This window comes from Roseburia sp. OM02-15 (assembly GCF_003481835.1).
GTDB lineage: Bacteria > Bacillota > Clostridia > Lachnospirales > Lachnospiraceae > Eubacterium_I > Eubacterium_I ramulus_A.
This window is the reverse complement of the sequence record NZ_QULX01000042.1, coordinates 1-5,569: the sequence shown is the minus strand read 5'-3', so window position 1 is coordinate 5,569 and position 5,569 is coordinate 1. Positions and strand designations below refer to the sequence as shown.

General features: G+C 41.5%; 5 protein-coding genes. All 5 read left to right on the top strand.

Going from position 1 to position 5,569, the window contains the following annotated elements; genetic code table 11:
* The first annotated feature begins 74 nt into the window (after window positions 1–74).
* The 5 genes from DXB15_RS16575 (at window position 75) to DXB15_RS16555 (ending at window position 5,092) form a co-directional block, all read left to right on the top strand.
* Window positions 75–425, top strand: coding sequence for an arsenate reductase family protein (locus DXB15_RS16575; RefSeq protein WP_109217038.1), 351 nt, complete (start codon window positions 75–77; stop codon window positions 423–425).
* 333 nt (window positions 426–758) lie between these two features.
* Window positions 759–1,784, top strand: coding sequence for an asparaginase (locus DXB15_RS16570; protein WP_109216618.1), 1,026 nt, complete (start codon window positions 759–761; stop codon window positions 1,782–1,784).
* 140 nt (window positions 1,785–1,924) lie between these two features.
* The gene (locus tag DXB15_RS16565; protein ID WP_158582289.1) at window positions 1,925–3,298 is read left to right on the top strand and encodes a toll/interleukin-1 receptor domain-containing protein; all 1,374 of its coding nucleotides are present in this window, start codon (window positions 1,925–1,927) and stop codon (window positions 3,296–3,298) included.
* 104 nt (window positions 3,299–3,402) lie between these two features.
* Window positions 3,403–4,374, top strand: coding sequence for a carbohydrate kinase family protein (locus DXB15_RS16560; RefSeq protein ID WP_109216620.1), 972 nt, complete (start codon window positions 3,403–3,405; stop codon window positions 4,372–4,374).
* Between the two features lie 106 nt (window positions 4,375–4,480).
* Complete coding sequence (locus DXB15_RS16555; protein ID WP_243115687.1) at window positions 4,481–5,092, top strand: alanine racemase C-terminal domain-containing protein; 612 nt, start codon at window positions 4,481–4,483, stop codon at window positions 5,090–5,092.
* Window positions 5,093–5,569: the final 477 nt, after the last annotated feature.

Sequence of the window (5,569 nt, the reverse complement as noted above, 5' to 3'; positions counted from 1 at the left end):
ATTGAGCAAGAAGCCCCCACTTCAAAATCTGTGATTTAAGTGGTGGGAGCATGTCACAACACGGAGGAAAAAGTATGTTATTTGTAGAATATCCAAAATGCTCAACCTGTCAGAAAGCCAAAAAATGGTTAGACGAACATGGAATCGCATATGAAGACAGACACATTGTGGAGAATAATCCAACTTATGAAGAATTAAAAGACTGGTATGGCAGAAGTGGTCTGCCATTAAAGAAATTTTTCAATACCAGTGGAATGCTGTACAAAGAGATGAAACTCAAGGATAAACTTCCGACTATGAGTGAAGATGAGCAGTTGCAGCTTCTGGCTACCAATGGAATGCTGGTAAAACGTCCGGTGATCGTGGATGGCGATACGGTATTTACCGGATTTAAAGCAGCAGAATGGGAAGAAAAGCTGTTGTAAAAGAAGTAAATTTGTACATTTTATAAGTGAAGATAGAAAACAGAAAGTAAGAGGTGTCGAATGAACGGCATCTCTTATTTTGTTTAACCGAATCAAGTAAATCCCCTGCTTCAATTGCGAAAAGCAATAAGCAGGGGGTGGGGACTTGCTTGTATCAGGAGGAGTGCAAGCTCCTTCTGATAAACTGCGGAGCAGTTATTCGGTTATGAGTAAGTAGCGAAGCGGATTGCGAATATCCGCTTGACTATGTTTAGTATTTTTATTTTATCCTGGTTATGGTAGAATAAATCGGTATAGAGAGTGAAATAAATTAAAAAACAGGAAAATGAGCATATGAAAAATATATTGATGATAGGAACTGGAGGCACAATTGCTTCTAAACAGACAGAATACGGACTGGCACCGGGACTTTCCACGGAGGATATTTTAAATTATATTCCGGCGGTCAGCAAAATCTGTGAGGTAGATTCCATTCAGGTGTGCAATCTGGACAGTACGAATGTGACACCGGAGCACTGGAAACTGCTGGTAAAAACAGTCGAGGAAAATTATGATAAATACGACGGTTTTGTAATCTGCCATGGCACGGATACTCTGGCGTATACGGCGGCAGCTTTGTCTTATATGATCCAAAACTCCAGAAAACCGATCGTGGTTACCGGAGCACAGAAACCGATCGAGATGGATGTGACAGATGCAAAAACAAATCTGTTGGACAGCTTTATCTATGCTTCGGATAACGATTCTCAGGACGTCAACATTGTGTTTGATGGAAAAGTCATTGTCGGAACAAGAGCCAGAAAAGAGCGCGCAAAAAGCTACAATGCATTTTGTAGTATTAATTTTCCATATCAGGCAGTCATTCAGGATGGGATGCTGGTGCGTTATATCACAGAGATGCCCTATAGCGGACCGGTGCGTTTTTATTATGAGATGAAAAACAGTGTTTACGTGTTGAAATTGATTCCTGGCATGCAGCCGGATATTCTGCCGTATCTGTTCGAACGGTACGATTGCCTTGTGGTGGAGAGTTTTGGTGTGGGCGGAATCCCGGAGTCATTGTTGGATGAATTTTATACGCAGATGAATAAGTGGAAAGATAAAGGAAAAATTCTTGTCATGACGACGCAGGTTGCCAATGAGGGCAGTAATATGACGGTGTATGAGGTTGGAAAAAAGGTAAAACTGGATTTCAAGATTCTGGAAGCCTATGATATGACGCTGGAAGCAACGATCACAAAAATGATGTGGCTCATGGGAATGGGAGACCAGACTTTTCAGGAAATGAAACGTGATTTTTACCGGTTGGTGAATCATGATATTCTGTTTACAAAACGCATTGAAGGAGAATTTCGCTAAAAAGCAAGAATCACATAAAAGAGGATTAGGGCATTTCTATATATCAATGTCGTAAAAATTTGTTAAAAATCAGGAAATGCATAAAAAGGGACGGTCTTATGGGATTAGATAAGAACAAGATAGAAGAACAGATCTATAAATTGAAAAAGATTCAGGAAAACATTCATGCAATTCTGTATGCATTAGAAGAAAACAGACAGCGTATGAAAGAAATTTTGGATATGCTGCAGGCAGATTCGAGTGCAGTTTCAGGTATGTGGAATGGTCTTATTGAGGATTGTACACGCAATATTTATGAAATCGAGCATATGCAGGCAAAGTATACAGAATATCAAATGTGGTTAGAAAAGTATCTGTGTTTTTTTGATGGAGAAGATTTAACGAAGTCCCAAAGTACACATGCCTTTATGATTCGACCTGTATTGCCGCCTGAAGAAATTGCAGATTTACTTGGGTTTACATTAACGCAAGTTGAGGATTTACTTGAGTTTACATTACCATCTAAGAAAGTTGATAATTTACCAGAGGCTACATTACCATCTGAGAAAAGCGATAATTTACCACAAGGCACATTACCACCTGATGAAAAAGATATAACTAATTCTATAGAAACCAATCGGGTCGTTAATTATGATTCGGAATGTGAATCAGAAACAGAAATAGAACAAGCGCCAGTTCCCCTGGATAAAGTTTATTTTTCAGCAATTGCTCCCAAATCAATTTTAAAAGGTGAGTACTCCATGATTGAAATTTTCATGTATGAGGAGAAATTTCGACATGTAGTGGACGCGGCAATCGTAGATGCTGAAACCGCCGTCAGAGAAAAGAAATCAGGAGCAATGAAAGCTGGCAAAGAGGCCAAGATCACGATTGTACTTAACTCTCCGGATATCGAAATAACAGATGGTTGTGAAGAACAGATCTGGCATGGAGAGTATCTGAATTTTAGTTTTGCGGTTGAGCTGCCGGAAGATTTTCAGAAGAAACAGATTTTGTTTGTAGCGGAAGTGTACATTGACGATGTGATAGCGACCAGATTGAAATTTATAGCAAAATGCACATCTGCAAAAGAGCAGAAGATCGAGATTACCAGAGAAGATGTATTATCAGCATTTATGTCTTATGCAAGTCAGGATCGTCAAAGAGTGGCAAGAATTATTCAGGGAATGAGAAAAGCCCGCCCGGATATCGATATATTCTTCGATGTTGACAGCTTGCGAAGCGGGGATGATTGGAAACAGGCTTTGTGGAGAGAAATTGATAAGAGAGATGTGCTGTTTTTATGCTGGTCTGAATACGCGCGTGAATCAAAGTGGGTGGATGCGGAATGGCGGTATGCTTATAAGAGTAAGGGACCTGAGTACATTGAACCGGTGCCGATCGATCCACCGAGTAAATGTCCGCCGCCGGAAGAATTAGCGAAAAAGCATTTTAACGATAACTTGTTATATATCATAAATGCAGAAAAAGATCGCGAAACGATACCAGATAGAGAGGAATGGACGGTTGAATGATAGGTAAAAAGAGTTTCCTTTGAAATTTCTGTACGGTATGATAAAGAAAATTATGGGCGAGAACGTCGCAGCATCATTGTAGAAGAATGTGGAGGATTGGAGATATGGAAAAAAACATTGATATTGCAGCACTTGGCGAATTATTGATTGATTTTACAGAAGCTGGAACAGGCGCAGATGGAATGCGTTTGTTTGAACAGAATCCAGGCGGAGCTCCGGCAAATTTGCTGACGGTTGCCAGCCATATGGGATATCGTACAGAGTTTATCGGAAAAGTTGGAAAAGATATGCACGGTGCATTTCTGAAAAAAACACTGGAGAAAGAAAATATCGGTGTTTCTAACCTGATCGAAGATGACAATTATTTCACAACACTGGCATTTGTAGCTATTGATGAAAGCGGCGAACGTGAATTTTCTTTTGCGAGAAAACCGGGTGCAGACACTCAGTTACGAGCTGATGAACTGAACAAAGAACTTTTACAGAATTGCAGAATCTTCCATTTTGGCTCCCTGTCACTGACCGATCAGCCGGCAAAGAATGCGACTGTAGCGGCAGTAACCTGTGCAAAAGAGGCAGGTGCACTGATTTCTTATGATCCGAATTATCGTGCAACTCTGTGGAGCAGCGAAGCAGAAGCAGCTGAAAATATGAAATCCATGATTCCTTATGCGGATGTCATGAAAGTATCTGATGAAGAAAGTCTGCTTCTTACCGGAGAGACAACCTATGAAGCCGCAGCAGATAAACTGCTTGCAATGGGACCGAAACTTATTGCTGTAACCCTTGGCAGCGAAGGCGTACTTATGGCGACAAAAGAGAAAAAAGAGCGCATTAAAGGATTTTCCGTACAGTCTGTAGATACAACTGGTGCAGGTGATTCCTTCTGGGGCGGCACTTTAAGTGCATACTTATCACTGGAAAAACCAATCGAATCCCTGACCTGGGAAGAAATTCACCATTGTGCCGTATGCGGCAACGCAACCGCAGCACTCTGTGTGCAGAAACGTGGAGGAATCCCGGCGATTCCGACAAAAGAAGAAGTGGAGCAGATGTTAACAGAAAAATTATGTTAAACTCTGGTGAGCGGTTGTAGCAGCCGAATGCAAGTATCTGCGCACGCAGCTTACCGGTCAGGTATTTGGAAACTATATCCTGGCATTGGTAATATATGTGGCAGCTTTGTTTGCAATATTGGCAATTGGTTGGTCAGCAAGCATCAACACATCATGGCAGCCGAGCAGTATTTATTATATTTTGCAGTGGGTAAAAGAGTGGATCATTGCCATTATGATCATATTGATACTGGTTGGATGGATCATTATCACACTGCGGTTTATGACACGTCCGCTGCGCTATCTGGATGAGTTGGTGGATGCATCGGAACCAAAACGGTGGAATCGTAAGCGAGCGGGATTAGGATTACTTATCAGTCTGGCACTTATGACTGCGGAAGGATTTGCACTGCATGCGACAGACTGGCAGAGGCATGACAGTATGTATGTAATGTTACCAATTGTGGGTCGAATCTGTATGGATCAGGCACTGATTGATATCAGTGAGCTGGAAGATGATATGGTGAAAACTGGGGATGTTGTAACTTTGATTGGAACAGATGGAAATGAGATGCTTACCGCAGCAGATATGGCGGAAACAGCTGGAACGATCACGAATGAAATTTTAAGTCGACTGGGAAGTCGCTTGGAACGGTATATCAGATGGGAGATGACTCCAACCTCTATAGGTGGTGAGAAACAAGCTAGTATCAGTGGTGGGAGCCAATCCCCCATCTGATATAGCCTCCGGCAGGATTACAGAGGTGCGCAGTTGAAGTATGTCATGTAATTGCATGACGCGCACCACGCAACAAGAATGCCGGAGCATTCTTGAATAAGGAAAGTAGTTAATGTGAAATGTTCTTGTGAATGACTATCACTATGTAAATGAAGAAATCGGAGGCTCCTTCTGGGGCAAGCGGTTCAGTAAACGACTGAGTTTTGCATGCACAGCGTAAAAGTATGTTGTATCCTATAGTTATATGTGCATGCGGCACGCAATTGAATGAAGTGGCATTGTGGAGTGAAAATTTACGGAACCATAACGTAAATGCGTCACCAGTTATTTTTCTTGCCGAGCGATTGTTAGCCGGAAAGACAAATAACTGGTGACGCTTTCCATATTCCAAATTTTCACCACAAGCCACGAAAATGAGAATTGCGCAAATAATTGGCACAATTCACACAATAGCGGTAAAAACTGCAAGATGACCTA

Coding starts and splice junctions, on each gene's coding strand:
- DXB15_RS16575 (WP_109217038.1), top strand. CDS start 75: ATGTTATTTGTAGAATATCCAAAATGCTCAACCTGTCAGAAAGCCAAA.
- DXB15_RS16560 (WP_109216620.1), top strand. CDS start 3,403: ATGGAAAAAAACATTGATATTGCAGCACTTGGCGAATTATTGATTGAT.
- DXB15_RS16570 (WP_109216618.1), top strand. CDS start 759: ATGAAAAATATATTGATGATAGGAACTGGAGGCACAATTGCTTCTAAA.